Source organism: Spirosoma pulveris, from assembly GCF_054781875.1.
The window spans coordinates 763,469-788,059 of record NZ_BAAGTO010000002.1; the positions used below are offsets into that span (position 1 = coordinate 763,469).

At 50.3% G+C, this 24,591-nt stretch carries 16 protein-coding genes; 4 read left to right on the forward strand and 12 right to left on the reverse strand.

What is annotated here, in order from left to right:
• Positions 1–12 precede the first annotated feature (12 nt).
• Positions 13–3,096 carry a SusC/RagA family TonB-linked outer membrane protein gene (locus tag ACYVJM_RS11340; protein WP_461148337.1) on the reverse strand — a complete coding sequence of 1,028 codons (3,084 nt, stop codon included), beginning with the start codon at positions 3,094–3,096 and terminating at the stop codon, positions 13–15.
• A 261-nt stretch (positions 3,097–3,357) separates the two neighbouring features.
• A complete protein-coding gene (locus ACYVJM_RS11345; RefSeq protein WP_461148338.1) occupies positions 3,358–3,513 on the reverse strand; it encodes a T9SS type A sorting domain-containing protein in 156 nt (51 codons plus the stop codon).
• A 739-nt stretch (positions 3,514–4,252) separates the two neighbouring features.
• Between ACYVJM_RS11345 and ACYVJM_RS11350 the strand changes: the two genes are divergently transcribed.
• Genes ACYVJM_RS11350 through ACYVJM_RS11360 form a run of 3 tightly spaced genes read left to right on the forward strand, consistent with a single transcriptional unit; the run spans position 4,253 to position 5,743 of the window.
• Entirely contained in the window at positions 4,253–4,498 is a 246-nt protein-coding gene (locus ACYVJM_RS11350) for a hypothetical protein (protein WP_461148339.1), read from the forward strand.
• A gap of 50 nt (positions 4,499–4,548) precedes the next feature.
• Positions 4,549–5,289, forward strand: coding sequence for a hypothetical protein (locus tag ACYVJM_RS11355; protein ID WP_461148340.1), 741 nt, complete (start codon positions 4,549–4,551; stop codon positions 5,287–5,289).
• A gap of 4 nt (positions 5,290–5,293) precedes the next feature.
• On the forward strand, positions 5,294–5,743 hold the full coding sequence (locus ACYVJM_RS11360) for a hypothetical protein (protein WP_461148341.1): 450 nt from the start codon (positions 5,294–5,296) through the stop codon (positions 5,741–5,743).
• A gap of 217 nt (positions 5,744–5,960) precedes the next feature.
• Here ACYVJM_RS11360 and ACYVJM_RS11365 read toward each other — a convergent pair whose 3' ends face one another.
• From ACYVJM_RS11365 to ACYVJM_RS11395, 7 genes are all read right to left on the reverse strand, one after another.
• Entirely contained in the window at positions 5,961–8,327 is a 2,367-nt protein-coding gene (locus ACYVJM_RS11365; protein WP_461148342.1) for a M43 family zinc metalloprotease, read from the reverse strand.
• A 4-nt stretch (positions 8,328–8,331) separates the two neighbouring features.
• A complete protein-coding gene (locus tag ACYVJM_RS11370; RefSeq protein ID WP_461148343.1) occupies positions 8,332–8,826 on the reverse strand; it encodes a hypothetical protein in 495 nt (164 codons plus the stop codon).
• A 40-nt stretch (positions 8,827–8,866) separates the two neighbouring features.
• A complete protein-coding gene (locus tag ACYVJM_RS11375) occupies positions 8,867–9,715 on the reverse strand; it encodes a hypothetical protein (protein ID WP_461148344.1) in 849 nt (282 codons plus the stop codon).
• An 88-nt stretch (positions 9,716–9,803) separates the two neighbouring features.
• On the reverse strand, positions 9,804–11,177 hold the full coding sequence (locus ACYVJM_RS11380; protein ID WP_461148345.1) for a RagB/SusD family nutrient uptake outer membrane protein: 1,374 nt from the start codon (positions 11,175–11,177) through the stop codon (positions 9,804–9,806).
• 11 nt (positions 11,178–11,188) lie between these two features.
• On the reverse strand, positions 11,189–14,221 hold the full coding sequence (locus ACYVJM_RS11385; protein ID WP_461148346.1) for a SusC/RagA family TonB-linked outer membrane protein: 3,033 nt from the start codon (positions 14,219–14,221) through the stop codon (positions 11,189–11,191).
• Between the two features lie 374 nt (positions 14,222–14,595).
• Positions 14,596–16,224, reverse strand: coding sequence for a RagB/SusD family nutrient uptake outer membrane protein (locus ACYVJM_RS11390; protein WP_461148347.1), 1,629 nt, complete (start codon positions 16,222–16,224; stop codon positions 14,596–14,598).
• 24 nt (positions 16,225–16,248) lie between these two features.
• Positions 16,249–19,440, reverse strand: coding sequence for a SusC/RagA family TonB-linked outer membrane protein (locus ACYVJM_RS11395; protein ID WP_461148348.1), 3,192 nt, complete (start codon positions 19,438–19,440; stop codon positions 16,249–16,251).
• A gap of 547 nt (positions 19,441–19,987) precedes the next feature.
• Between ACYVJM_RS11395 and ACYVJM_RS11400 the strand changes: the two genes are divergently transcribed.
• Entirely contained in the window at positions 19,988–20,602 is a 615-nt protein-coding gene (locus tag ACYVJM_RS11400; RefSeq protein ID WP_461148349.1) for a redoxin domain-containing protein, read from the forward strand.
• 110 nt (positions 20,603–20,712) lie between these two features.
• Here ACYVJM_RS11400 and ACYVJM_RS11405 read toward each other — a convergent pair whose 3' ends face one another.
• The 3 genes from ACYVJM_RS11405 to ACYVJM_RS11415 form a co-directional block, all read right to left on the reverse strand.
• Positions 20,713–21,987 (reverse strand): monooxygenase, encoded by a 1,275-nt coding sequence (locus ACYVJM_RS11405; protein ID WP_461148350.1) that lies wholly within the window; start codon positions 21,985–21,987, stop codon positions 20,713–20,715.
• 71 nt (positions 21,988–22,058) lie between these two features.
• Positions 22,059–22,751, reverse strand: coding sequence for a hypothetical protein (locus ACYVJM_RS11410; RefSeq protein ID WP_461148351.1), 693 nt, complete (start codon positions 22,749–22,751; stop codon positions 22,059–22,061).
• A gap of 70 nt (positions 22,752–22,821) precedes the next feature.
• A complete protein-coding gene (locus ACYVJM_RS11415; RefSeq protein ID WP_461148352.1) occupies positions 22,822–24,549 on the reverse strand; it encodes a SusD/RagB family nutrient-binding outer membrane lipoprotein in 1,728 nt (575 codons plus the stop codon).
• Positions 24,550–24,591 lie beyond the last annotated feature (42 nt).

The window sequence follows — 24,591 nt, forward strand, 5'->3', positions numbered from 1 at the left end:
TGTGTTCGTCGCTTAGAAGCCAATTTGTAAACCACCGATGATTGTGCGCGGCTGTGGAGCCGAGTAGAAATCAATGCCGAGGTTAACCGGATTACCGGTGTAGGCATCCGAGTTAACTTCCGGGTCCCAGCCCGTGTATTTCGTGAATGTCAGCAGGTTCTGTCCCGTGGCAAAAATCCGAACCCGGCTCAGGTGAATACGCGTCAGCAGTTCTTTGGGTAGGGTGTAGCCCAGGGTAATGGTCCGCAACCGAACGTAATCGCCTTTTTGCAGGTAACGCGACGATTCCCCGGTGCCGTTACCACCCAGCAAACGAGCCTGCGGTACGTTGGTAATATCACCCGGCTTTTTCCAGCGGTTAAGCTGATCAATGGACTGGTTATCAAAGTAATCGCCATTGGCTGATTGAAATTTACCCCCACCATTGTAGATGTAGTTACCGAACTGCCCGTTGAACAACACGCTCAGGTCGATACCGCCATAGCTGAAGGTATTGGTGATCCCTCCGATGAACTTCGGCGCTGGGTTTCCAAGGGGTACATAAGCCGCATCGTTGTAATTGTTCGTCGTCGACCGGTCGAGGGTACCGTCAGCTTTGGTCGAGTTCCGGTAATATAGTGCGTCGCCATTCTGCACATCGACACCGGCATATTCTGGCCCCACAAACACGCCCAGCGGCTGTCCTTCCTGCGCCCGGTTCAGGAAGCTGCCCGTAATGGTCGTACCGCCCAGATCGGTAATCACGTTTTTATTATAAGCGAGGTTCAACGAGGTCGTCCACTTGAAGGGGCCGTTAAAGTTGTTAGAGTTGAACACAAATTCGACGCCCTTATTTTCCAGCTTACCCACGTTGCGCAACTGCGTCCGGAAGCCCGATGAGCCCGGTACGTTTACGTTGAGCAGCAAACCACTCGTGTTCTTCTGGTAATAGTCGATTTCGCCGGAGAAGCGATTGTTGAGGAAGCCGAACTCCAGCCCAATATCGGTCTGTAAGGTTTTCTCCCACGTCAGGTCGGGGTTTGGTATCTGCGATGGAGCCTGTCCCGGCACACCAGCGTACCCGGCCGATGTACCCGCATTGTTCGTGGCCGCGTACAGGGCCAGTGAACTGAAATTACCAATTTCAGCATTACCGGTCAGACCATAACTGGCCCGCAGTTTAAGCAGGCTCAGGGCTTTGACATTTTTCAGGAAAGATTCTTCGGTAAGAATCCAGCCTGCCGATGCCGCCGGAAAAAAACCGTATCGGTTATTCGTTCCGAAACGTGACGACCCATCAATCCGGCCCGATACACCCAGTAAATAGCGGTTATTGAAGCGGTAGTTGACCCGGGCAAAGTAAGAAAGAAAGCTAAAGCTGGTTTCCTGCCCGTCGCCCGCTGTAATTCGGGCAGCCGATGTGATTTGCTTGTAGGCGCTGCTGGGAAACTGCTGACCCGTTACGGAGCTGTAATTGTTGCGCGACTCCTGGTACGACATACCTACCGTAGCGTCTACATCATGCTTTTCGGCAAACGTCCGGCCAAACGAAAAGTAGTTGTTGGTCGTGTAGTTGGCCACCTGGCGGAATGTGTTTGACCCCAGTCCATTGGGTGCGCCTGTATTGCCCCGCGTTTCGCGGCCGTAATATTCTTCTTCCTGCTGGCTCAGGAGATCGGTACCAAACTCGGTACGGAACGACAGGCCGGGCAGCAGTTTGTAATCGGCATATACATTCCCGATCATCCGGTACACCCGCGCCTGTAGGTTGGCAAAATCGCGGTTGATGAGCGGGTTGTAGTACAGCGGGAAACTTGGGTAAAGATCAGGATCAGCACCACTCACCCGGCCGGTACGCGGGTCGACAACCGGCGTCATAGGCGACAGGGCCACAATCTGCATCGGTGTCGAGAAAGCGTTGTCGTTCGAAACCCGGTCGTTGATGGAATGCGACAGGTTGAAGTTCACCCCAAGCGTCAGTTTATCCGTGGCAGTATGGTCGAGGTTAACCCGGCCACTCAGCCGACGGAACCGGTTTTTGATGATAATGCCGCTCTGATCGAAATACTGACCCGAAATAAAGAACCGGGTTTTGGCATCGCCCCCCCGTGCGCTCAGGTCATACTGCTGCGAAGGTGCTTTCTGGAAGGCTTCCTGCTGCCAGTCGGTATTGTATTTTGGATTTTCTCCCTGCCAACCTGCCGGATCACCGGCGGCATAACGCGTAAACCGGTTGGCCAGCGAGGTAGCCGAAGTAGCGCCTGTATTGACCCGCGCTTCCTGCAATAATTCCACATACTGCTGGGTATTGAGCCACTGGCGCAGGTGCGTTGGGTTGCTGGCTCCCATTTGTGCCGACGCTTCGAAAGTTGTTTTGGCCGCACGTCCTTTTTTGGTCGTAATCAGCACCACACCATTCGACGCCCGCGATCCGTAGATAGCCGCCGAGGAGGCATCTTTCAGGATTTCCAGCGACTCGATATCGTTGGGGTTCAAATCGGCGATGGGGTTGGTTGGGGCCGTTGTCGACGACTGATCGGAGGAGGTAAGGGGAATACCGTCGATCACATACAAGGGTTGGCTGCTGGCCGTCAGCGACGATGTTCCCCGCACCCGAATCTGTAGCCCCTGCCCCACTTTACCGTTGAGGGAGGTAATCTGCACCCCGGCGACTTTACCCTGTAAGGCCTGTTCAACACTCGGTACCGGAATATTTTCGATGTCGCGGGCGCCTACTTTGGCAATATTACCAGTCAGGTTACGCTTCGACTGGGCACCGTATCCCGTTACGATTACCTCATCGAGGGAACGGGTATCGTTACTCAACGCAACATTGATTACTGCCCGATTTCCAATAGACACCTCCTGCGTCACTACGCCGACGAAGCTGTACACCAGCGTTCCAATGTTGACGGGCACCGAGAGTGTGTAGTTCCCGTCGGCATCCGTCTGCGTACCACGGGTTGTTCCTTTGGCAACGATCGATACCCCCGGTAGTGGGTTACCATCCTCGGCTGATGTGACCCTGCCGGTCACCTGCCGTTCCTGTTGAGCACTGACGTTCGTCGCTATCAGACAACACCAGGTTACCAACAGAAGTAGTAAAAAGTTTCTCATTTGTTGATCTATTAGGTCCATAAACCAACAAAAGTACAAATCAATATATTGCAATATCAAGCAGAGCAATAAAAATCCCAAAATCTATATATAAAGTATAATAACTATTGGCAAGTAGCTACTTGTTTACTGCTATGGGATAAATAGGCAAGTATGTCCATCTTACTAAAATACAAACTGCCTTGGTCTGGTTGTCCCAGCTTGGTGTCTAACTCATGGGATAATAGAAAGGGTCAAATTCTGCGACTTTGGCCCTTTCTATTACTGTTTCACAATTCGTCTTCGGAACACCTGTTCCCCTATCCTGACCTCTACAAAGTACACACCGGGCGGGGCCGTTTTTATATCGAGCGTTTGCTGGAAGAGATCGGTCGTCTTATTTATACATTTTATAAAATTTATTATACTAATCTGCATACTTTTAATAAATATATTTTTATAATTGGGCACAAAAAAATCTCACATCTATGTTTGACCATTTAACAAATATCCTTTCAGTACGCTTGACCGTACTGTTAATGACGCTCTTTACTATCACTTTTTCATCCTTTATCAGTGATAACGAAGATCCAAAACGTGCAGAGTTGCCCTTTAACGAGCATTTCTACATACCCTAGTCTGTTCAGTCGCCAACTGAATATTCATCAGGTAAGGGTAATCCCCTTTTCGATAGTGATCCAATTAAGTTCACTATTAAATCAAACAAAAAGGCTGTTGCGATTGGCGAAGAAATAGAAATTCTCATCTCGGCACATTATTTAAACATTAGCCCTGCACTTCTCTTTGTTACGGCTGGTTCAAACGCATTCCGGCTGAAAGTGTTAGTACCGGACGGCTTTGTACGAACCGGTGGAGACTATACTGATTACATTGGAACAGAACTATCCACTACCAACCCTTTTGCCTCGTATACACTGAAAGGGCATTTTACAAAAACTGGCAATGAAACTAGTTTTAGGTTACTGCGAAGCCATATAAATGAGATGATAATAGCTTATTTGTAGAAAAAGGTCGGCTAATAATAGAGACTTATGATTCGTCATATTCACAAAACAAAAGTACCCGCGTAGGTTCTTGTTCAGTTAGCAGTCCAAATGGAGCTTTTGATTATGCTAACTGTAATGGCATCGGAGGATGGGCACTGGATCAGGCTGACATGAACCAGCCCGTCACAATTGACATTTATGTTGACGGGGTTAAAACATACGCTGACATTACAGCCAATGGCGACCGACAAGATTTAGTAGGGGCATTTGGCAGCACCGCAGCTCGCTATCATGGCTTCAACTACAGTTTCCCCTCTGATGCAGCCTGGAAAAACGGCCAAAACCATAGCATCTCTCGCTTGATTGTGGCTTTGTATGGGCAATTCCAGATACATACAAGAATGGCCGCCAATTGACCATAAAAGTAGTACCCGTAAATGACATATCACCCATAGGAAATGCACCGATGACTACATCGGGTAATTGTGATAAGCCAGTTACTCCCGGCGGAACGATAGAGGGACCTCTCTCTTGGAAAGATTTCCCTAATTTAAAAGCCATTAGTGACCAGTACTTTCTAAATAATTATATCTTGGCAGGCCCTACAAAGCCTATAAATATTGCGGAGAAACTTAATTGCTTTGGTACAGTCCCTGACGATCCACGATACAAGTATAGTGTAACCTTATACGTTGATCAGCCGGTTAATGGAACAAGGCAAATAGCTGATCTTAATCTTAACGAGCGCGATAGAAGACCAGGGCATACCTATTTAGGTCTTGAGAGCTATGATTCCTTTACCGGAAAGGTCATAAGAATAGTTATGGGGTATTACGTGCAGACTGAATGGATTGCAGCTTTAGGTATATCAACAGAAAGCAGTTGGGGCGACGATGGAGGTACTCCTTATGATGTATCACTGAAAGTTGATTTATCAGCTGCTGATTTCAAAAGCGTAGTTTACTATATAAAAAACCTTGGCAATCCAAAATATAATTTGGTAGATAATAATTGTACTACGTTTGCGTGTAAAACTTTGGTTCCTTTTATATCACTTCCTAATGGCAAGGGAAATATTGGCCCACTTGGTCAAGGTTATAATCCTGCTGATCTAGGTCAGGATTTACGTGAAACAAAAAACACATATGGAACTAAAATTACTGTTATAGATAATTCAACTTCGCCTTTGAGCACTAATTGCAACTAATCCTATGCAACATTTAAAAGAATTGGAGTATATCAAATTCCGCTTTTGGCCAACAAAGGTGCTTATGATACTTACTGTTTTATCGTTCGCCTGTATCACGTTTAATGACACAAAACTTGATTGGCCTATACTAATACTGGCTCTTGCCGCAGTTTTTATAGGTTCACTTCTTGAAAAACTACCCTATTTAGTTGTGCTCCTGAGTTGGCTATATCTCGTTGGATTGCTTTTCAATAAACACATCTATAAACGATCAGCAGCAGTGGCAGCTATCGGCGTTTTATGGACAATAGTTATACTACAAGGATCTGCAATGTTTAACGGTATTCAACCGGATACCGTTACTGTTGAACGAAACCACTGGTTTATTGGATCAAGCGTTTTATTTCTTATTAGTTCTTTTCTGATACTACTTCAGATGATGACTGTTCATGCTGAAAATAAGAAAACGTAATAACCAGTTTTAGAAAAATGCTGCATAACGTAATAAATGGGCAAGACATTCGCCAGGCGACTCAGCTCCAACAACTAATTTCAACGCACCTGGCTAATAAACTTGCACAGGGCTTTTACAAAAATTCAATTAGGCTATGAGGAGGGTTGAATTACTGATAAAGTTCTCATAACCAAACAAACAGGGGCCGGATTTGAAAATCCGGCCCCTCAACTTTCTACTGCTTAACCACTCGTTTCCTGAACACATCCTCCCCTATCCTGATCTCCACAAAATACACACCCGGTGGGGCGGTTTTTATGTCAAGCGTTTGCTGAAAGAGATCGGCGGTTTTTTGATGATTCTGCCGGGAGAGTTCAACACCCGTTACGTTTCGCACGCCCAGCGTTAAGGTGCCCCGTTGCGGACCGCTGAAGAGCACCATCATTTGCCCGTCGCTGGGGTTTGGCGTTACCTGTAGGGCCTGTTCGGCAAGTGGTGTATTCGCCGTAACGGTACCCGCCCGGACATTGATCGTTACCACGGCCGTAGTACTGCACAGATCCAGGCCCGAACCCGTCACCGTGTACGAGGTCGTTTGGGTAGGCTGGGCAACTACCTGCGGCCCCAGGGTGGTGTTCAGACCCGTGCCAACCCAGTTGTAAATACCGGCTCCGCGGGCATTCAGCGTAACGGTTTCGCCGGGGTTGATAAACAGCGACGAGGCCGCTATCTGTACCGATGGTTTCTGGCCCACGTTGGCCACAATGTTGTGCGCTACGTTCAGACCCAGGCTGTCGGCATACCGGAGCCAGTTGCCCTGCTGGTTCTGCCGCCAGGACGTCGCCCCCAGCGATTCACCGTTTTTCGTCGTAATTACAGCAATGGTATCGCCGGTAGCGTACGGGAACGTGACACCCACGTGGAACGCCAGCCCGCTTACGGGTACGTTTCGATCGAACGTAACCGTTGTTGGGCGGTTATTGGCAACATCGTCCAGAATGACCCGCAGGGGTACATCTTTCTCACCCAGCACCGCACCGGGACCACCCTGAAAACCTCGTCCGTTCCAGACGGTTACCGTCACCACCGATTCGGTGGAGGCTCCCCTCGCGGCTTTGGCTACACCAAACTTGAGCGATGCCCCGGCCAGATTCGTATAGCCCAGCCTATTGGCAAAAAACTCCGACACGGCTTTGCTTTTGTGACTATTCTGACCGGCTACATAACCAGTTCCGCCTACTTCCCGTAATACCGTTGGCGTTCCGTTGAAGTTAGTAACCGTATTGCAAAGTCCCTGATTAAGCACCTCAATATATTCGGTACGCGTGACCGGGTCTGACTGGCCTACGGCATTGGACGTAACCAGCGTTACCTTGAACTTACCCGGCTGGGTGTAGGTAACGACTGGATTCTGATCCGTTGAGGTGGATGGTGTGCCCCCCTCGAATGTCCACGACCAGCTCGTAGGGAACCCATCCGAGAGGTCATTGAACTTGATCTGACCACCCAACAACACCTGTAGGTTATCAGCCCGGAAGTTCGACACCGGACGAGCTGCCACCAGCGTACCGCACACATTGGATGACAAGAGACTTGCCCGCCGGGGGCTAATTGCCATAACTGCCCGTATACGATCCTTTTGGTTCAGGGTGAATATATTCATGCAGGCATCGTTGGAATAATCCATGTAGTTCTGCACCATATTGGTGGAGCCGCAGCTTACCCGACCCACCGGGCAACCACTACTCGCTGATGCCTGTGGGGGCGTATCGGCGCAAAAGTCGTCACCGCAGTTGGCATCGCCCCAGATGTGACGAAGGCCTAGCCAGTGCCCGGTTTCGTGCGAGAGTGTGCGTCCCAGGTTATACGTGGCCCGCATAGTGGGAAAATTCCCTTTCTCGGCATTGCCGAAGGACCGATAGTCAATCACAACACCGTCTGTGCTGGCCGGACCATCGGAAGGAATACCGGGCAGGTTGGACTGGCTCGGGAACTGTGCATACCCCAAAACCTGACCGCCACCAGGTACGGCTTCATTTAGGTCAAGAACCCAGATGTTATAATATTTGTCGGGGTTCCAGTAAGTGCTGGGTTTCAGAATACCTTCAATATCATTCTGATTCCAGTTGGCCCGGTTACCGTTGTAACGGTCGATACCCGGCTCGGCCATCGACTGCCCCTGCGGATTGACGATGGCTGGACAGAACTCAATTTCAATATCGGCACCTAATGGATTTTCGTTGAACCCCCGTGTGCCCGCCTTCCGCCTAAAATCTTCATTCAGTGTAGTCAACTGTGCCTGCACCTGCGCCCGGCTGATGTTGCGCCCGGCCCCAACAGCCTCGCCGTTGTGGACAACGTGTACCACAACGGGAATAGTGATTACCGTAGCTAACCCTACCCGGCCGCTGGCCATCTGCTTTTTAAGCTCAACTATCTTCTGTTGAAGGGCCCGCTCAAAATCGTTGAGGGTGCCCAGTTCGGGATGGCGGGCGCGGAGCAGACTATCCATCTGCATGGTCGTGCATTGTTGAGGAATCTGGGCGTTTACCCCCGACGTCAACAGGACAAGTAGCAATAAGCTGAGTAATAGTCGGAACATACGCCTATTTGGTTGTAGTCGAATTGAACGTAAACTGATAGCTGGCATTGACATCCGGGAAATAATACTGAACCGTCAGCGAGTTAGCGGTCAGGTTCTTGATCGTCCAGGGATATTTACCATCGAGTACGGGCATGTAAAATTCCAGTGTGGCATTGGCGTTGACCAGTGTCCAGGTGTCCGTCACGTAAATGTCCGGGTCTGATTGATTACACTTGGTAGCGCCTTCACTAGCTTCAAACTTATGCTCCGGATTAGCGTAGAAAGTCAGCAGATCATCAGAGATACAAGGATTTATCCCCGATTGCGAGACCGGTATCACGCCCGATGGGGTACCGTCATCAATAACTTGAAAAGTTACCATCTTCCAGGTTTTCTTTTCGGTGCCGGTCAGTATTTGCGAATAAGTGGCGGGCTTTGGTTCCAGCTTCTCGGAGCAGCCCCCAAAGAGCCAGCCGGTCAAAACCGGAATGAGCACTAAACGTATAAGATGTCGCATGATCGAAATGTATCAATAACTTAATAACTCATTAACCAAACTACTGCGGTGTATAGGTTTGGGCGTAGGATAAGGTGGTATCCCGGCCATTATTCATTCTAAGCCTGAACTGAAGCGTTAGTGAGATCTTTCGGTCGATGGGATTCCAGGCCCCCCGGCCCGAAATCTGGTCTGTCGAACTGAGTTCAGGGTTACCCTGGGGCGGTATCGTCAGGGAGTTATCGCCATTGTCGATAAACGTAAGGGTTGGCTTTGTGGCGTTAAAGTTAAGGAGACCGATGTTCCAGTTTTTCAGGATATACTGTTTGCAATCGGTGCTGGTAATCTCCACATCCGACGCGGTGTAGGTCTGCGCCCCTACCCGGCCACTGCCCGTATAAAAACCACCAAACAGGCAGTCGTCCTGAATGGTAAACTTCAACTGCTTCCCTAAGGCACCTTCTTTGCCAAATCCAACCTGTAATGTACCGGGCTGAACGCCGGTCAGCGTGAAGATGAGCGACTGCGATTCGAGGATGTTATTGGCATTGTTGATCAATTGGAGCTTGATACTGCCCGTACTGGCCTTTGCCGGAATGATTACCGTTCCTTTAGTTCCGGCAATGGTATAATCCTTGCCTTCACGCGCTGTACCGCTGATGCTGTACGTGACCGTGATCGGCTGGTCCAGTATGGGTCCGGCGTTGTGTACGCTAAGGGATATCGGCTTGCTGTAGCTCTCTTTATAATTTAGAGTGGTATCCGTAAACCGCACGAAATAAGGCCCCTCAAACGTGCGATCCAGATCCTGTGGCTCGCAGGCACTTACCGCCCAGCCAATCAGGGTAACGGCCAATAGGCTAAGCAGCCAGCGGCCACTGGTCATTGAATAGTTGCTTTTATTTTCCATAGTCCAGAACAAGACATTTTTTTGCCATTGCCTTACGCGAACCGCTATCGATCAACGTGTTAGCAACAGCGAATACCTGAATAACCAATCAATAGCCCGGGTTTTGTGTCAGGGCTGTGTTTTGCTGAATTTCCCGTTGTGGTATCGGCCAGAGTTCAAAGCGGCTGTTCCAGTTTGGCGAGAACGCCGACATGACGGCCTGCGCCCGGCCCGTCCGAACCAGATCGTACCAGCGCTGCCCTTCAAACGCGAATTCATATACACGCTCCCGCTCAATGGCCAGCAGTACATCGGCCTGGGCCGTTGCGGTAACCGCCGGTGCTTTCGCCCGGGTACGAATTACGTTTATGTCGGCAATGGCCCCCGACGCACCCGTAAGTTTACCCTGCTGCGCCCTGGCTTCAGCGCGAAGAAGGTACATTTCGGCCAGCCGAATCAGTACAATGTTGTTGTTGTCTTCCGTTGCTGTACCGTATTTACGTACCGTCCAGCCATTATCGTTTCCGCGCTGCTGTTGGGCATTAAAGGTAATCGTGGCACTCCGCGTACCCGATTCGGCCGAAAGCAGCGAACTGACAAGTTGGTTGGATGGTATAACTTCCCGTCGACCAACCAGCAGGTTGTTCAGGCTGTATGACCCGGTTCCGGGGTCATCGGACAGGTTATAGCCAACCTCAATAATGGACTCGCTGGTAAAATCTTTGGTGACGAGGTCCGAGTAATTGGTTTGCAGTGTATACACGCCTGAGTTAATCACAACGGTAGCCAGTTGCTCGGCCTGTGCCCAGTTCTTCTGGTACAGATAAAAACGGGCCATCGCTGCCTGGCAATTTATTTTGTTGATGTAAGCGGCATTGGTCGTTGCATTGGTCGACGACGATGTAACATCGGGCAGATCCGTCAGGGCAGCCTGGTAGTCGGCCAGCACCGAGGCCAGAATATCCGCTTTTGGCGTGCGGGTAATCGTCGTGTTGGCTACCTGATTCGTGCTCGTCACTTTAGGAATATCGCCAAAAGTATACGCGCCGATAAAGTTGGCCCAGCCCCGCAGAAAACGAGCTTCGGCCGTAACCTGCTTCCGGGTAGCTTCGCTCACATTCGGTACGCCCGGCAGACGTTCCAGGATAAAATTGGCAACATAAACGGTGTTGTATATCCCGCCCCAAAGCGCATTGACAGCACCGTTGGTAGCTGTAATTCGCTTGGTACCAAACTCAATATTATCAGTAAACGTACCGTTTGCCTGAATGTAATCGGCAGTAAAATCCCCGGCAATGATGTTGGGCGAGGCCATGCCCCGAAACGCACTGTACAAACCAATACGTACCGGCTGCACATCGTTGGGTTCGTTCAGCACCAGTTCATCAACCAGCAGCGTCACCGGTTTGGGCTCCAGCACCTCCTGACAGGCCGCCAGGCTGGCCAGTGTAATCAATAGGCTATATCGTAGAAAGCGAATCATCGTGAAGCGAATTAAAAGCTAAGGGTTGCCCCTACCAATACCGTTTTGATCTGAGGAAAGGTAAAAAAGTCAATGCCCTGCGCCGTGGTAGACCCATCGAGGGTGCTCACCTCCGGATCAGCTCCCGAGTAACGCGTCCAGGTCAGGAGGTTCGTTGCCGAAACGTACAGACGTGCATTGGCCACCTTGTATTTATTGATCCAGGTCTTGGGAATATTGTATCCCAGCGATACGTTTTTCAACCGCAGGTAAGACCCATCTTCCACAAATCGGCTGCTGGTGTAGTTATTATAGGTATTCTGATATTCGTAACGGGGTACGCTCGTGATATCACCCTCTTTACGCCAGCGTTTGAGCGCCTGGCGCGTCTGGTTATTCTGAATATCGGCACCGGAATTCAACAGGGTCTCATTCGAAAAATTAAGGATGCTATTGCCGTACGAAAACTGGAGCAGCGCACTCAGATCAATGCCTTTCCAGGAAATCTTGTTGGTCAACCCGCCATAGAGTTTTGGCTGAGCATTGCCAATAACCTGTCCGTCGGCGGGGGTAATGCGGCCATCGCCGTTTTTATCGTCGTAGATGGCATCGCCGGTGGCGGGGTCGACACCCAGAAATTTCAAGCCCCAGAATGTTCCCAATGGCTGTCCGGGTAAGACAACGTTGGTGTTGGAAACGCCGTTACCCTGGTAGCCCCGGAACACCGGTTCTGTACTGGCCAGTTCTACTACTTTATTCTGGTTATGGGAGAGGTTCAGGTCGGTATTCCAGCGGACAGCCCGGTTGACATTCACTGTCGAAATGGTCAGTTCAATCCCTTTGTTCGATACCTTCCCGATGTTGCCCTGAACGGTACTGAAGCCCGTTGTTTGTGGGATGGGCTGCGCAAACAGGAGTTTATCCGTCAGGTTATCATAGGCATCGACGATAAAATTAAGCCGCCCGTTAAAGAACGAAGCATCCAGGCCAATGTTGGCTTCTCGGGTGCGTTCCCATTGCAGGTTCGCGTTGGCCAGAGCGGCCGGACCCACGCCCGTTGCGCCACTGTAGGTAACCGATGCCCAGGTGCCCAGAAACTGAAAATCGCCGATGCGCTCGTTACCCGTAAAGCCATAGCTCGTCCGTAATTTCAGGTCGCTCAGGAACCGGAAGCGCTCCATGAACTTTTCGCTCGAAATACGCCAGGCAAAGGAGGCCGACGGGAACACGCCAAATCGGCGGCTCTGGCCAAACCGCGACGAGCCATCGTAGCGGGCTGTAATCGTCGCCAGGTATTTTTCATCATAGCTATAGCGAACTTCGCCGAAGGTCGACAACAGGCCATTGTTCGTCACGGAGGAGCCGCCCTGATCGACAATACCCGCCGAGTTTATGTACGTGAAGTCATCACTGGGAAACAACCGTCCCTGAACATTCCCGTCACGGGCGGTAGCCTGCAGAATCTCCACCCCCGCCAGTGCATTGAACTGATGCTTTTCGGCGATTTGAAAATTATAGGTCAGCGTATTCGTATTGACAAATGTGGATAGGGACTGGTTGATGAACACGCCGTAGCCCTGTCCGCCTACACTGGACAGAAACCCGCCAATAGCCGTCGTGGAGGGTTCAAACTGATCTTCAGTTACGTTATTGTAGTCGATATTTACCTTCGACCGGAAGCGCAGATTCTGCAGGATTTCGTATTCGGCATACAGACCTGCCAATATTTTAACCGTGTAAGCATTGAATCGCGGCAGCACAGCCTGGGCTACCGGGTTAAAATTCGGAAAACCTGGGTATTCGGCGTCGGCGGGACCATAAAGACGTCCCTGTTCGTTATAAGGCGAATAATAGGGCAGACTTTTCATGGCACCCGAGTACACGCCATCCAGAAAATTATCGCCCTTTACCCGTTTGTTCAACGCCCTCGACAGGGTCACGTTTGTTCCGAAAGAAAGTTTATCCGTCGCTTTATGATCCAGTTTTAACTGGCCGGTATAGCGCGTAAACTGGTTGTTCAATTGTACCCCCTGCTCATCGCGGTAGCTGCCGCTGAGGTAAAACTGTGTGCGGTCGTTCCCCCCCTGGGTCGATAGCTGGTACTGCTGATAAACCCCTTTTCGGAGCACAGCATCTATCCAGTCTGTATTTTGCCCATCGGTAACGCCTTTGATCAGACCCAGCTTATCGGGGTCAAGTCCGGCATTGGTAACGGCTTCGCGCTGTAATTCCAGCAGTTCTGTAGAATTAAGTAGGTCCGGCCGCTTTACCACATCCGTTATCCCCCGCTGCACATCGGCAGTAAAGCTCGTTTTCTGGGCTTTGCCGCGCTTGGTCGTGATCAGTACCACACCATTAGCCGCCCGTGAGCCATAGATCGCTTTGGCCGAGGCATCTTTCAACACCTGGATAGACTCAATATCGTTGGGATTAAAAAGAGACAGCGCATTGTCTGTTTGCCCGCCAAACTCCCGGCCCGACAAGCCCCCGTCTGATACGGGTACGCCGTCGACAATAAACAGGGGGCGGTTACTGGCCGAGATGGATGTATTGCCCCGCACCCGCACGGTGAGTCCGCCACCCGGCGTACCCGACGACTGCGTCACCTGCACACCAGCCGCCTGCCCTTGCAGCGCCTGGTCGAAACTGGCAACGGGAATATCTTTGAATTTATCGGGCGATACCGAGGCAATGGAACCGGTAATGTCTTTTCGCTGGGTGGTGTTGTAGCCCGTAACGACCACCTGGCTCAGTTCATTAACGGCTTCTTTCATGGGCACGTTGATAACAGTACGGTTGCCCACCGTTATTTCCTGCTGCACCAATCCGATTGAGGTAAACAGAAGCACGGCCGAACTGCCCGGAACCGTGATCGTGTAATTCCCATTGGCATCGGTACTAACCCCATTGGTTGTTCCCCGAACCGCAATGTTCACTCCCGGTATTGGCAGTCCATCCTGCTGCGATGTTACTCTGCCCGTTATACGCAGCTGCTGAGCGAACAGATAACCCGGCAGCAGGACCAGCAGAGCCAGTCCCAAAATAGTACCACAAAATTTTCTCATGTATAGGTTATACGCTAGGCAAAAGTTTTTGGAGGTGAACTACTTATTTGTATCAGAAATAACAGCCGAAAATTACTGGCAAGCTACTATTTTTTACATGAAAATGCATTTTTATTCCATGAACTCCTTAGTTCCAGACCAGTAAAAGCAGAGGCTTTTCTTTCAACAGTCTAGTAAGCGGATCAGGTAAAATATCGTCCTGCATTTGCTGCCTTTTAACAAATCATGTACGCGTCGGTACGTGAAAAACGCTCGATTTGATGCATTATATATACGCCGTAACAATATTTTTTGAACGGCTGCTTTTAGCTTCTAACGCGAAGAGGCTCCCCGGAAAATCGGGGAGCCTCTTATGTACTATCAAATGCCAGTAATTACTTCGGATTTTTCACGGGTGCACTTCCCGCAGCCGCCGGGTTATAGACCAGCTCATTATCGGGTACATCCCAGTAATCGAGGAAGTTATACGTAATGGTTGCATTTGTATTCACCTTACCGGCTTTGTCAACAACAACGGCACCGGTGCGGCCTTTCGAGATCACTTCCCAACGACGGGCATCGTAGAACGAGAGTCCGCGGAAAGCCAAGGCTACCCGGCGCTCTTTGCGAAGTTCTTCTTTGGCAGCATCGAGTGTCAGCCCGCTCAGCGGAGCCAGACCGGCACCCTGAAACGAACGCACTGCATCAATCGAAGCCAGCGCACCGGCGATGTCGCCCGTGTACAGTTTAGCTTCGGCTTTCATCAGTTCGTTTTCTTCGTACGTGCCTGCCAGATACAGTTCATAAGCTCCAACATTCAGGTTGCTCAGCACAACAACACCGGCTTGTCCTTTACCACCGTTCACCAACTGCCAGCGGGTGTTGAATGAGTTACCCCGGTCGGAGTTGAACAAGGCAGGAGCAGCCAGCTGGGTGAAGTTATTGGTTAACCGCTTATCGCCGGCCGGGAAATCCTGGATCAGGCGCTCGCTGATTTTATAGGTAACCGTACCCGGCGTACCCGTCGATTTTGCTGCCATGCTGCCGTTCACGCTGGAGATAAAATCGGCATTGTCGGTCGAACGGCCCGTAAATACGTTATCCGTCGATTTCACCCCATCGTTGGTCAGAGTCAGAATCTGGCCCCATTGTGCAGGCGTCATGGTAGCGGCCGTTGTATTTACCAGAATGTTGCGGGCTTTGAGCGTGTTGATGCTCCGTTTCCACATATCCGTTGTTGGCGGAACCCCTTTACCCACCTGATTGAACTGCGGAACCAGTGAGGTGATCGTTGCCGTGTAAGCCGCATCCGTACCCAGTGTCGTTAACAACGTAGCGGCCTGGTCGAGGTTTTTGTTGGCTTCGGCAATGATCTTCTCTTTAGTCACGTAGTTGCCATTGGTGGCGCCCGTCTTATCATTGATCAACCCCGCGTAATAGATCGATCCAATGCGCGAATAGGCATAGCCTTTCCACCAATAAGCCCAGGCCAGAACGGTGTTCTTTTTAGCAGCCGCCGACGTACCCGAGAACGTAGTTGAATTGACGATGTCAATTACGTTATTCATGGCGTTGTTCAGGTTGTACATATACGCCCACTCATAGAAAAGTGGGTTCGCACCCGCATTGGCGTTGGTATTCACGGTCCGCAGCAGCGCAATCTGAGTATTGACGGCACTTGGGTTGGCCACTTTGGTACCATCGTCCAGCGTTACCAGATCGGGCATACCAACCTGGTTGCCATACACGTTGGCCGCTTCTTCGCCCACCACGTCGCCCATCAGTTCATGGAATCCAACAGCGCCGGTCCAGAAATAACCCGGCACACCGTCACTGTATTTGATCCCATCCCGGAATCCGTTAATGTACACACTCCCCTGGGCCAGAGCAATAACGCCCGTTTCGGTCGAGGCACTGGCCGGCGTAGGCTGGTTAGGATTTTTGACATCCAGTTGCTCCTTGCAGGCGCCAAGCAGGCTAACCAGCGCCAGAGACAGGACTGTTGTTTTTATATATCGTTTCATGAAGTTGTTCGTGCTGATAAAAAATTAGAAGCCAAAATTGAGAGAAACCTGATACGAACGGTTGTTTGGCGTCGTGTTATGGTCCGTACCCCGATCCCATGCCGAACTTTCGTTACCCGTTGTCTGCCCGGAACTTACCTCAGGATCGAAGCCCGTATACTTCGTGAACGTGAGCACGTTACGACCGCTGAAGACAACCTGCAAACGGCGCATCGGCAACTTGATGAGTTTGGTTAATTCCAGACCCAGCGCCACGTTCCGAAGCCGTACAAAGGAAGCATCTTCGTAGAAGTAATCTTTCGTTCCATTGTTGGCACCCGCCTGATAAACACCCCGATAGAAGGCCGTCCAGGCACCCGTCTGACCGTTGATCGTGATCGGATTGGTGTAATCCTTGTGGATACCATCACGGTACATCCATTCTTTCGTCTGGTTGTAGATGTGGCTGCCCTGCGTCCAGTCGAACTGGAAGTTCAGCGTTATGATGTCGCGGAACGAAATATCGTTGATGAACGACGATACGAACGTAGGGTTCGGATCACCAAAGCTGTACTGCGCCGAGCTAAACAGGGGTTGCTTGGTCGTTTTGTTAACCACATAGCCGTTGCTGGCCACTTCGTAATTTCCTTTGGCACTTTCGGCAATGGCGGGCGTGCCATCGGGCAACACCTGATCGAGGCTGTGAATAGCCAGGAAGCCAAATAACTGACCGATTTTCTGACCGGCTTTCAGCACGTAGTTGGTGCTACCGGCGCTGGAGGTCACAACAATCTGCTGGTTCCCTTTCACCGCGTCGATCTGCGAGCTCTGGTGTCCAAAGTTCGTTGTGAAATTCCAGGTGAAGCTGCGACCCCGGTACACCGTTGCATTTAAGGAGAACTGCGTTCCTTTAGACGATAGCGAGAACGCGTTATCTTTAACTGTACCGATACCCGTAGATGGAGCCGAGTTTACGTTATAGATAGCGTTGTCGGTCGAGCGGTCCCAATAGCTGAACGAGAAGTTAAGCTTGCGGAGCCAATCGCCGTTACCGCCTTTAATCGTGAAGTCCGTTCCGAGTTCAAGTTCTTTCGACACCTCTACGCCCAAATCCGGATTGCTTTGCGTTACAGTGTTATAAAAGACGTTGTTAGCGCCGAAGGTACGTGTACCCAGCGTTACGTACCGGTCGAATGGACGGGGCTGAATACCCGCCTGACCGTAGGCTGCCCGCAGTTTGAACTCAGGGACATACGTTCCCAAAGCGCTGTTCTGCCAGAAGGTAAGCGACGACGGACGGACATACCCATCGGCATGCGGGAAGGTAAACGGCGTCGACCCACGTCCGAATGCCGACGAATAATCGGAACGGAAACCGGCGGTCACACCGAGCAGTTCACCGTATTCGATGTGCTGATTGATCAGGTATCCGTACGTTACGAATGGCGTGCTGTTGTCAAGTGAAACACGGTAAGTACTGGCCTGAGCGGCTGTATACGGGTTGTACGTAGGTACGCCCAGCGCATAGGTATCAAATTCTTTGTAATTGTTTTTCCGATAGTCGAACGAGATTTGGGTCGAGGTCCGGATAGGGACGTTCAGCTTGAAATCCTCCTGAAAATCCGTTTTGATGAACGCGCTGGCCAGGAAGTTCTGGAACACGGTTTTGTAATCGTAGGTCGAAATTTCCCCTTTGGCATCGCTGGCGTTCAGCGACGTAGCATAACCGGCACCGTTGGCAATGATATTCCGGTTCAACGTCTGATTCCCATACGTATACCGTTCGCCTTCCTGCGTGTAGTTTAAGCCATACCGGGCGTTCAGGTCCAGGTATTTGATGGGTTTGTAATCCAGTTCAACGCTCTGAATAACGTCTACTTTGTTGTCGGCGTGGTTGCGGTATTGCAGACGGTAGTTCGGGTTGTACCCGTTTACGCCCGACGCGCTACCGAAATAAGCGGCATAGTTACCGTCCGGATCGACGTAATCGTAATTATCGAACGGACGGGTGTTGTTGATATCGTACCAGACAGCCCGGTCGTAGGTATTGATCGTGTTCTTGGTGTATACCAGTTGGGAGATGCTGCGCAAGGTCAAATTCTTGGCAAGGGTCATCCCAATATTGCTAACCAGGTTGCTGCGGTTAAAGGCCCCGTTGTTTTTCAGAATGGTCGACTGATAGCTATTGGAGGCTGTGATGCTGTAATCAGCCTTACCGCTTCCGCCCGAGATGTTCAGCGAGTTGTTGATCGTTTCCGACGACCGGAAAAACATCTTGTAATAATCGTAGAACTTCAGGTTCTGGTCGTACGGCTTATTGGCCTGGCTGTTTACGTCCAGCGCATTGTACTGAACGTTTTCGCTCCAGGTACTGGTGGCCGGATCGAAGGCGAGCGGCTTGCCGGACACCCCAATTACATTGTTGCTGGCATCCGTTACAAACGCATGTTTGTCAGCCTGCGCAACTCCACCCTTGTTGATGTATGAGTTGCTGGCATAGCTGTTTGAGAAGCTGATCTGAGCCGGGCCATCTTTACCCCGCTTACTGAACAATTGAATAACGCCATTGGCGCCCTGCGCTCCGTAGAGTGTACCGGCAGCCGCACCCTGGATAACTTCAACCCGTTCAATGGTAGTCAGATCCAGGCTGTTAATGTCAGTAGAACCTACCTGCACACCATCCATCAACACAATTGGCGATGTACCCCGGTTAATCGTATTGATACCCCGCAGCAGGATATTGGCTTTTGAGCCGGGTGTACCATTGGCACTCACGATCTGAGCACCGGCAATTTTACCAACCAGAGCCTGGTCGATCGAAGCCGTTGGCGCAGCCGGAAGGTCTTTCGCCGATACAGATTCTACGGCAATACCTAACTTGGTTTTTGAGGTGGCTACGCCAACCCCTGTTACGACGACTTCTGATAGCTGACGCGAATCGGACACCAGGCTTACATTCACCTCCGATTCACTACCGAGTTTAATTTCCTGTGTGGTAACACCTACGAAGCTGTATACCAGAATTGTCCCTTTTCCGGAAGGGACTGTAAGACTGTAAATACCGCTCGCATCCGTCGTTGTCCCCTTAGTCGATCCCTTTACTACCACAGAAACGCCGGGTAAAGCGGATCCATCCTCTGCCGACGTAACCTTACCGACTACTCTCCGTTCCTGAGCCCACGCTGTAGACCAGATCGAGCTTACCAACAGGAAACTCAATATTAGAATTCTACTCATTTAGTTGTTGCTTTTTAGGTTAATTAATGATACCCAACCACAAAACTAATATTAAAAAAATTCAACAAAAAATTAGCATCAGATGATCAAACTTAGTTAATCGTACGCCACAAAACCATATTATCAAAATTTTATTTTGTCACCAATGTACTTGGAAGTTAATTAGAGTTGAGCTAATCACAGATTTTTACTTAAAAACAAAACATTATGTATATGAGTAATAACAACAAGAATTACCGATATAAGTAAAAATTATAACGTTTACTTTTTATAATACTAATTTCAGTTCAAAAAGGTAGGTTCTACTAATACAGGGCATCCTTTTATAATACAAAATTTTAATCCTTCTTTAACTTCAGAATCAACTTATATGTGCATACCTATATTCTTGGAATTATACCTTTATTGCCATACTTCGATCAGTCAATGAACAAGCGTACTCAGTCAGTTAATAACACTGGTTATGTGCGATGAAGCTTATACCATGAAGACAACCAACTCATTTGTGCTCGTATATTACCATTGATTCTTAGACAGTGGAACAGCTATGGGCAGTTTAACCTATTTCGTGTGGTTTGTACAACGACTTTACAGCCATTGGTATCAACAGACTCATCAAGCTGAAGTATTCATACGAATAACACGACGAACGATCATCGGACAGTTTAAACGTCTGACCGGAATAGGGTTGGTTCTCCTGCTGTTCATTCAGTCGAAACCCACTCCACCTAAACTGACGGTATACGCTTTTCTTAGCACTGAATGCCCCATTAGTCAGCAGTACGTTCGGACACTGGACAAACTGTACCAGCGTTTTACCCCATCAGGGGTTCAATTTGTAGCGATGTTTCCGCTGGTTACTGATTCACCCCAACGAATCAGGCAATTTCGTTCGGAATACGGACTTCCTTTTGCAGGTCGGGCAGATACCGGAGCGCGGCTGGCCCGGCAGTTTCGGGTACGCACCACGCCAGAAGTGGTCGTCATGCAGGCAAATGGTACTGTACGCTATCAGGGAGCTATTGACGATTGGTATATTTCATTGGGTAAACACCGTCCGGATGTCACGAACGCTTACCTTCAGCAAGCGCTGGATGCGCTGCTGGCAAACCAGGCCGTTGTGACGGCCCGAACAGAGGCTATTGGCTGCTTGCTGAATTGAGGAACTACGGTAACGTCAACAATGGCTGTAGGCTGGTTAAATTGTATTCACCTGACTAGCCAAAAGCTGTATACAAGGTGAATTTCTATCCAACTAACTCGTTACTCACGTTACTTTATATAATAGAACACCAGATTCATCATTTCATCGGTCGAGCTCCAGCCGTAGCCTACGGTTCGTGCGGGACGGTTGGGATTGATGGGGTTCTGATCTGTGTTATCGTAGCTGGCTTCGGCAATAATCGTGGTCCCTTTGGGTAGAACAAGTGGATTTTGGAAGAAATAAGACAATTGCCAGTTGTAGTCCCAAGCGTCTATTTTTATTAGGTTGATCACGTTGCCATCGGGCGTAATAGCAAACGCCCGCACCGATTTCCCCAGCCGGTGCATATGCGGTAATACAGATAAAAGCCGAATGGTATCGGGCAGCGGGCCATAGTTCATGTAGAACGTTGGTTTGGTGTTGGCCGGCAGTTGAAACGGCTGATTCGTCACATTATTCTCCGTGAGCGTAAGCGTTTTTACAACCCTTTCCACTGGCTTTCTGGCGAAATATAACCGCACTTCCGACTGGTCCTGATCGGCCTTTGCTGACGGCGAATAATGGATATTTAGAATCAGGTCGCTACCTGCCCGAATGCGCTTGGCCGCCCCTTCGGGAAACGTTACCCGGTCGTTACCCGGTACCCACCCATACAGGAATTCGTCGGCGAGCGGTGTTTTCTGAAAGTCGCGCAGTCGTGGGTCTTCTTCCGTGATGCCATCAATACCGGCCATAGTCCCTGTAGAGTCAATCATGAGTCGACTATGATGGAGCAACTTACGATTCCCGGGAACAAACTCGATCGCTTCAACCCAGATGTCCTGCAACAAACCCATGGGTATGTGGAAATACCGAAAGTCCTCCCGTGCATCGCCCCTGATACCATAAGGCTTCATACGCAGCACAAGATCCGGCGTTCGGACAGGGGGAAGTGGGGTTAGGATAGAGGATTCCTTATTAGTCAGGCTTCCCTCTGCACCCTGACCTTGGCTAGTTTTTTTCTGCTCTTTACCCCGCACCATTCCCCCCTGCACCCAGGCCCGAATAGTATTGATTTCGCTTTCGGAAAGGCCCCGCTCGTTAGCGTAATGCTGAAACTGACGATCGGCCGGGAAAGGCGGCATATAGCGAATCTGGGTAACTTTCGCGACAAACTTACCTCGTTTGGCGACGTCTTCGTAGGTAAGCAGGCTAAACGGTCCCAGGCCACCGGGGTGGTGGCAGGGCGCACAGTGCTGAGTAATGATAGGCTGAATATCAGCTGCGTAGGTAGGCGTCTGTGCCAGCAGCCGGGGAGCTGTTAACAGCCAAAGTAATAAAATCTTAAATGGCCCCTTCATCATTGGACTCGAATATACAAAAATAGCAGCAACGGGTTACCCCGCTGCTGCTAGTCATTGAATTGTTAACGCTGTTACCGAACCGTGAAGTTCAGGCGGCAATTGGAGTTAGCCTGCGATACCGGCGTTGGGTCGAGACAGATACTATCTTCGTTCCATACTTTAAATACCAACCCGTCAGACGTGGTAAGCTCCCAGGTAACCACAAACGCATCGGCAGTGGCAACCGTTTTACCGCCTACCACCTGAGGTCCCTGCAAACGTGCGCCAGCGGGGCGGGGACGGGCGGGGTTTTCAAATACCTTCACCGCATTTACCTTGTCGTATTTGACGGTCGCATCTTTGTAGAGCGTATAGATATCGGCAGGAGAAAGGCTAAATGCATTCCACTGGCGGTTCGCCGTTGGTGCATCAATCGTTTTCACTACTTTACCTCCACCACCCAGCGATACTGTCTTTGGGTTTCCGTCAGGATCAGTGTACGACTCGATCATGTCTACCTTAATAACGATCTTACTCACTGTGAGTTTGTTATCAAGCGATACCCACCGGATTTTGAAGTCAATTTTTGCGGCATCCTGCCCCGTAAGCGGGAAGTTTTTGGCGTTGGCCGCAAAATTGGCTTTAGCGGTTTCGGCGACTCCGTCAAAAACCCCCAGGGCGTGTACACCTGGCTCCCAAGGTTTGTTGGGGTTAAGTGACTCATCCTGGCAACCGACCAGCAGCATAACTGCGGCCGTTAATGAATATAAAAATAGTTGTTTCATTGCTGTCGTTATCTGGTTAACCCACCGGCTACGCGCTTATGTATGCTCGTAGCCGGTGGCTATGATTTTCCTAGTACTCCCACTTAACTTTTACCTTGTCCCAGAAGATCGGATCCCGGTCGAAAATCACGTCGGAAACGTATTTAGCTGCATTCGGATTCAGCGCACCTTCAGACTGCGGATAGGGTAAGCGCAACGCATACTGACGGGGTGGCTTCGAAATTGGAGCCTGAATCCCTACCGAGAATTGTTTGAACTGGCTTTGAATGGGGTAGCCCGTCCGGCGTTGCAGGTTCCACATATCCATGCCCTGTCCCCACGAACAGAACCAGATTTGTTTGGCTACCACGTTCAATTTAGATTGGGCAGACGTAGCTGCATCATACAAGTCCAGCCAGGCTTTTACATAGGCATCGACATCGGCCTGCGCGGGTGCTTTAGCACGGGTGGGGTCTGATTTAAGGCCCTGAGCCACAACCACGGCAATCTGCTCACGCATGGCGGCTTCAAAGAGAGCCTTGGGGTCGCCTGTTACACCAGTTCCATCCAGAATAGCTTCCACCTGATAGTACTTTGTGTTCCAGCTGTGGATCAGCGGCCACATACCATCACCACCGAAGTTCAGCGATGCCTGGCCGGTAAGGGCTACAGCAGCCACCGTGCGGTCAGAAAAAACGCCACCCGCCGGATAGGTGCCAGGCGCAGTCCGCAGTGGACCATCGGCAGCAGCACCCGATACATCGGCCCGGTCACGTCCAAAGTAACCGGCGATGTAGGCCAGATCAGCAGCCGGTATTGCACCCGTGATACCAAATGCGTTCTTATATTCATCCAGGAACGAAGCCCGCAGTGGCAGGTACGATCCGCCAAAAGGCGTAGTACCCCGGTCGGTTGGGTTATTCTGGTCCAGAATCCGTGATGTTTGCCGGTAGAAATAGAAAGGCAGACGAGGATCCTTGTTCAGGATCATTTCGCCCATCAACTGGTGGTTGATGTACGTCGGGTCCGAGGTTCCGGTATAGGTAATAAACCAGGGGTGGGTGTTACGCTCGGGTGAAATCTGCTTCGAATACAGGTATGACCAGTTCTGGGCGGGAGTTGAAATAAATCCGCCCGCATCGAAAGCCGCTTTCAGTTCGGCATTGCCATTGGTACGGCCTTTACGCGCGTTCAGCAACAGGCGTAACTTCACGGTTCTGGCAATCCGCGTCCAGGTCGTTGCATTGCCACCACCCATATAATCGTTGATGACCGCAACCGGCTGGGGTTTAGCCAGTTCTACAATGGCCTGATCGCACAGTTTGATCAGATCCTCGTAAATGGCAGCGTCCTTATCGAACACCGGGGATGTATTCTGTTTGGCTGCGTTACCTTTCCAGGCTTCTGTGTACGGCATATCGCCAAACATATCCACATAGTTGCCCATTGCATAGGCCTTCAGCACCAGGGCAATACCCCGATAGCGGGGATTTTTACCATCTTCCGTAGCCTTCAGCATTTCCTCCATGCTCTGCATGTTTCGGTAAGCATCATTCCAGGTGCCCTGGAAGCTGGTGTTGCTCAGGTTATAGGCATCGTTGGAATTCCACAGCCCCGCAAAGCCCATAGCACTACTATTGACACTCGTGAACGCATCACGGGCCGCGTTTTCCGCTACGGGCAACAGTAGACCCAAGGAACCTGATGCTGGTTTGTTGGGATCTGTATTGATATCCAGATCGGTATAGCTACACGAACTGACTATGCTTATAAATCCAGCCAGTGCCAGTGCCCTGATACTATTTTTAGTATTAATCATTGTAACTGCTTAGTTAGAATTTTTAATGAGGGAGAGCCATCA

What these genes read in the sequence shown, in the direction of transcription:
- ACYVJM_RS11340 (WP_461148337.1), bottom strand. Translation starts at nt 3,096, where the DNA reads ATGAGAAACTTTTTACTACTTCTGTTGGTAACCTGGTGTTGTCTGATA.
- ACYVJM_RS11345 (WP_461148338.1), bottom strand. Translation starts at nt 3,513, where the DNA reads ATGCAGATTAGTATAATAAATTTTATAAAATGTATAAATAAGACGACC.
- ACYVJM_RS11350 (WP_461148339.1), top strand. Translation starts at nt 4,253, where the DNA reads ATGAACCAGCCCGTCACAATTGACATTTATGTTGACGGGGTTAAAACA.
- ACYVJM_RS11355 (WP_461148340.1), top strand. Translation starts at nt 4,549, where the DNA reads ATGACTACATCGGGTAATTGTGATAAGCCAGTTACTCCCGGCGGAACG.
- ACYVJM_RS11360 (WP_461148341.1), top strand. Translation starts at nt 5,294, where the DNA reads ATGCAACATTTAAAAGAATTGGAGTATATCAAATTCCGCTTTTGGCCA.
- ACYVJM_RS11365 (WP_461148342.1), bottom strand. Translation starts at nt 8,327, where the DNA reads ATGTTCCGACTATTACTCAGCTTATTGCTACTTGTCCTGTTGACGTCG.
- ACYVJM_RS11370 (WP_461148343.1), bottom strand. Translation starts at nt 8,826, where the DNA reads ATGCGACATCTTATACGTTTAGTGCTCATTCCGGTTTTGACCGGCTGG.
- ACYVJM_RS11375 (WP_461148344.1), bottom strand. Translation starts at nt 9,715, where the DNA reads ATGGAAAATAAAAGCAACTATTCAATGACCAGTGGCCGCTGGCTGCTT.
- ACYVJM_RS11380 (WP_461148345.1), bottom strand. Translation starts at nt 11,177, where the DNA reads ATGATTCGCTTTCTACGATATAGCCTATTGATTACACTGGCCAGCCTG.
- ACYVJM_RS11385 (WP_461148346.1), bottom strand. Translation starts at nt 14,221, where the DNA reads ATGAGAAAATTTTGTGGTACTATTTTGGGACTGGCTCTGCTGGTCCTG.
- ACYVJM_RS11390 (WP_461148347.1), bottom strand. Translation starts at nt 16,224, where the DNA reads ATGAAACGATATATAAAAACAACAGTCCTGTCTCTGGCGCTGGTTAGC.
- ACYVJM_RS11395 (WP_461148348.1), bottom strand. Translation starts at nt 19,440, where the DNA reads ATGAGTAGAATTCTAATATTGAGTTTCCTGTTGGTAAGCTCGATCTGG.
- ACYVJM_RS11400 (WP_461148349.1), top strand. Translation starts at nt 19,988, where the DNA reads ATGGGCAGTTTAACCTATTTCGTGTGGTTTGTACAACGACTTTACAGC.
- ACYVJM_RS11405 (WP_461148350.1), bottom strand. Translation starts at nt 21,987, where the DNA reads ATGATGAAGGGGCCATTTAAGATTTTATTACTTTGGCTGTTAACAGCT.
- ACYVJM_RS11410 (WP_461148351.1), bottom strand. Translation starts at nt 22,751, where the DNA reads ATGAAACAACTATTTTTATATTCATTAACGGCCGCAGTTATGCTGCTG.
- ACYVJM_RS11415 (WP_461148352.1), bottom strand. Translation starts at nt 24,549, where the DNA reads ATGATTAATACTAAAAATAGTATCAGGGCACTGGCACTGGCTGGATTT.